General features: G+C 44.1%; 4 protein-coding genes. 3 read left to right on the top strand and 1 reads right to left on the bottom strand.

The genetic code is table 11. The annotated features are described in order from the left end of the window. Positions 1-855 (bottom strand): M20/M25/M40 family metallo-hydrolase (locus ACLR2L_RS19155; RefSeq protein WP_413370491.1); only part of this gene is annotated, 855 nt, incomplete at its 3' end. Between the two features lie 305 nt (positions 856-1,160). On the opposite strand from ACLR2L_RS19155, the gene ACLR2L_RS19160 reads away from it, so the two are divergent. The 3 genes from ACLR2L_RS19160 to ACLR2L_RS19170 form a co-directional block, all read left to right on the top strand. Beyond that, a complete protein-coding gene (locus ACLR2L_RS19160; protein ID WP_413370493.1) occupies positions 1,161-1,952 on the top strand; it encodes a universal stress protein in 792 nt (263 codons plus the stop codon). A 46-nt stretch (positions 1,953-1,998) separates the two neighbouring features. Further along, positions 1,999-3,636 carry a Na/Pi cotransporter family protein gene (locus tag ACLR2L_RS19165; protein WP_413370495.1) on the top strand — a complete coding sequence of 546 codons (1,638 nt, stop codon included), beginning with the start codon at positions 1,999-2,001 and terminating at the stop codon, positions 3,634-3,636. Between the two features lie 25 nt (positions 3,637-3,661). After that, positions 3,662-4,387: MBL fold metallo-hydrolase (locus ACLR2L_RS19170; RefSeq protein ID WP_413370497.1), on the top strand; the 726-nt coding region annotated here is incomplete at its 3' end.

Raw genomic sequence — 4,387 nt, forward strand, 5'->3', positions numbered from 1 at the left:
AACCACCCGTCCATTACTTGATTTAAAACTTGCGAGTAACGTAGCTAACGTTTCTGCCGGATTCATCACAACATTTCCAAAGTGACCACTGTGGATATTGCCACTGGGTCCGTAAACGGTAATGTTAATCAGACTAATACCCCGGTGCCCGTACACCACGGTAGGTGCGTTGCTGTCGTGTAAAGGACCGTCCATAAAAATAGCTGCATCTGCGTTTAATTTTTCACGATTATCCAGAATGACTTTTTTAAGGGTCGGTGAGCCATTTTCCTCGCGAGAATCAAGCAGCACCTTAATATTGACTGCGGGTGACTTACCACTATCACGCAGTGCTTTTATGGCAGCTAACAACATCATAATGGGCGCTTTGTCATCTGAAGCAGACCTGGCAAACACACGCCATTCAGGATTGGGACTCGCGGTATCAAGTAACGAAGACAGAGGTAATACTTCCCAATAATTCCCCCGTTTTTCTTTTAATACAGGTTGCCAGGGATCGGGTTGTGCCCACTGTTCAGGTGAAACCGGTTGTCCATCAAAATGGGCATAAAACAATATCGTTGGCCGGTTTGGCGAAGTATCTTCATACTCGGCATACACCATTGGCATGTTATCGGGTTCGGCCAATAATTGGGTTTTAAAACCATATTTCCTGTAGGTATTTGCCAACCATTGAGCATTTTTCTGCATGTTTTCAGCAGACTCAGACGCCACATTCGGCAAACTAAGAAAGGTAAGGTACTCCGGCAACGTAGATTTTGCCGCGTTAAAAGACGACGTTTCGTTGGTTTGTGCACTCACATGGCTATACGCAAGGGTGGTGACGAGCGCAAAGATAGCAGGATAAGATTTCACGATATTGCCTTCATTCAAAGTTAAGTGTTCATCCTATACACCTCAACAGATAAAAACACGGTTTTCAGTAAACAAATACGACTAACTTTACGGAATTACTGACCAATTCAATACATGTTATTGGGATGGGTCTTGTAGACAAAAGTCACCGGGTTCGCGTGCTATCAGTTTTTAACAATCAATTGACATGTATCACATTAAAAATAGGCGACCAGGTCTACACTTAATTAAAATGACCTTACTTTATAAGAAGAATGTATAACTCAGTTTTGGCGGTACCTGATTCAGAAAGCGCAATTTACTCAATGTTGGAGAAGTGTGAATTGATGTCGGTTAATCAGCTAACCCTCGTCTATCCGTTTGGTGAATACAGGCTCACGAATAAACCTCATATTCTTAATAAACTCTCATCGCTCAAGGATATAGGCTGCCAGTTGGATCACATAACGCTGCCTTTGGGTGATCACAAAAAGCATTTTTCATTCATCGCAGAACAAGCGGTATTGCGCGATGCCCGGCTAATTATGTTGACCCGACAGCAAGAACCGCCAGGAAGCGATTGGTTAAATGGTGTGAAATCGTTGCTTCGATCCAATAGTGAGTGGGCAGTCATGTTATGCAGTAAACGCAGTTGGGCAGGGCGCTCATTAGGTGTTCTGGCAACCATCGATATACTTGATGATACTAAAGAACATGCAGCATTAAATACGGGAGTTTTGGACGCTGCATGTTCTCTGACAGAACGATTGGCAGCAATGTTACACGTGTTGAGTGTTATTCCAGTCTCGCTGGTAAGTACCGAACTTGATCTGGTAGAACCGTATGAGCGGTTGCAAAAACACGTCGCCACTACACATGAAAAGTTGGTTGAATTTACGTCGGCGCTTCACGATGGAAAGGATGCCATTCTATCGGTAACAGCTGGCTACCCACCGAGAGAAATTCAATCCTATACCAGGCAGCATCACTTAAATCTTGTTGTTCTGGGCAATATTGCCAGAACCGGCATACGCGGATTATTGCTGGGTAATACCGCAGAGAAAATACTGGAGCATCTTCGCACTGACGCATTAATTGTGCGGAACAAGCACCACTAAATCATCTAATTATAAATACAAACATTATTGCAAAACAGGACACAAAATGGATTCAGTAGTACTTGCGGGCAGTGTATTAGGCGGGCTGGGGCTATTTTTGCTTGCCATCAGTATGATGACAGACGGTTTAAAACTGGCTGCCGGCAGTGCGTTGCGTCATTTGTTGTCAACCTGGAGTAAGACCCCGCTACGCGGCGTAATATCAGGCTTTACCATGACCGCATTAGTACAATCATCCAGTGCAGTAACGGTGGCTTCTCTGGGGTTTGTGAATGCCGGATTGATTTCCATGCGACAGGCCCTCGGCATTATTTATGGCTCCAATATCGGCACTACTATTACAGGCTGGCTGGTTGCAATCGTAGGTTTTAAACTGAATATACAGACAATTGCCTTGCCACTGGTTGGTCTAGGTATGCTGTTCCGCTTGTTAAAGCCCGGTTCTCGGTTTGCCTCTGTAGGATTGGCGTTAGTGGGTTTCGGGCTGTTTTTTGTTGGTGTAGATATTCTTAAAAATGCCTTTGAAGGCATTGTTCAGGCTTTTGATATTTCGCAAGTTTCTGCTGACGGGATCAGTGGCATTTTGCTGTTTTTGGTGGTGGGATTTGTAATGACGGTACTCACCCAATCCTCCAGTGCATCGATTGCGCTTACCATAACAGCGGCAACCAGTGGCGTAGTAGGCATTTATGCGGCAGGTGCCATGGTAATTGGAGCCAATATTGGTACCACGTCTACGGCATTACTCGCGTCTATCGGCGCTACCGCAAATGCCAAAAGAGTTGCTGCGGCGCAAGTGACGTTTAATGTTGCAACCGCCATAGTGGCACTCCTTATTTTACCGGTACTGTTTTATATCATCCATGAAATCACCGCGTTCTTTCAGGTTGAAGCCAATAATGGTGTAACGCTGGCTATTTTTCATACTGTTTTTAACGTGCTTGGTGTGTTACTTATTTTCCCGGTTAATGACAGGTTTGCTGCGTTTCTGGACCATCGATTTACCTCCCGGGAAGAACAGTCATCCAAGCCACAATATCTGGATAAAACCATTGCTCAAACGCCCGATTTGGCCGTTAACGCGATAATTCTTGAGTTGCTATCTACGAGTGATAAGTACCTGGATTTGTATCAACGCGTACAGGTATTACACAACTCAAAAACCAACAAATATGCAGCCGATATTCAGGTGCTTAAAGTACTCTCTCAGGCAATTTCTGAATTCATTGTGAGTGTAGAAAGTGCTGCTCTAAGCAAAGACACAACAATCTCACTGGCGACCATGATGCGGGTAGAACATTACCTGTTAAATGTGATTTTAAAGCTTGAAAACATCATTCAGTTAAACACCTTTGACGAGCACATTGACGACAGCACAATGCTTATGCAAATCAATGACTTTCAAGCTCATTGCTACGACTATTTATACAAGGTACGCAAAAAGGCTTATCTGAACGATGATGATATGTTGTCTGCTTACGAAGTACTCAGGCAGCAACATGAAGCGGTAAAGGCCGACCTGATACTTAGTGCAACACGCGGCAGTATTTCCGTTGCCCAAATGGCTCATACCTTAGACAAACTGGCGGAAACACTGCAAATCGGACAAATGTGGATGAAAGCATTCAGCCGAATTCAAACCATTGAAAACAACATCGAAACGTTGAGAAAAAGTAATTCATAACAAGGCAAATAAAAGGAGAGGGCACATGGCAACATTAACCTTTTACGGCGCAATTGAAGGGGTAACCGGTTCAATGTATTTGTTGGATACGGGAGAGTATAAAGTGTTGCTCGACTGTGGCTTATTCCAGGGGCGAAAGGAAGAAGAGAAGAATAACTATAAACCCCTGCCATTTTATGTGTCTGATATTGATGCGGTGGTGCTGTCTCACGCTCACCTTGACCATTCTGGCAGACTGCCCATTTTAGTTCGAGACGGCTACAACAAACCCATATATATGACCCGACCGACAAAAGATCTCATTGAAGTCCTGCTGAAAGACGCTGCATCATTACAGGAAAAAGATGCTGAATGGGAAAATAAAAAACGAAAACGAGCAGGTAAAAAATTAATAGAGCCGTTGTACCGGGAAGAAGAAGTAGACGGCGTAATGTTACTTTGTCAGGGCATTAAATACGGTAAGCGAATTACTATAGTCCCTGGCGTTGAGATCTGTTTTCGCGATGCTGGCCACATACTGGGATCAGCTATTGTAGAAATCTTTATAGAGCACGGAAATCACCACCGAAAACTGGTGTTTTCCGGAGACTTGGGTAACTCTCAGGCTGCGTTATTGCGCGATCCGGAAGTGATTACCGAAGCAGATGTCGTACTTATGGAAACCACCTACGGCGATCGCAATCATCGTTCTATGGAAGAAACCCTCGATGAATTTGAACAAGTTATTGAAGAAGCGAGTCAGAATGGTGGC

This window comes from Alteromonas sp. AMM-1 (assembly GCF_047290655.1).
GTDB lineage: Bacteria > Pseudomonadota > Gammaproteobacteria > Enterobacterales > Alteromonadaceae > Alteromonas > Alteromonas mangrovi.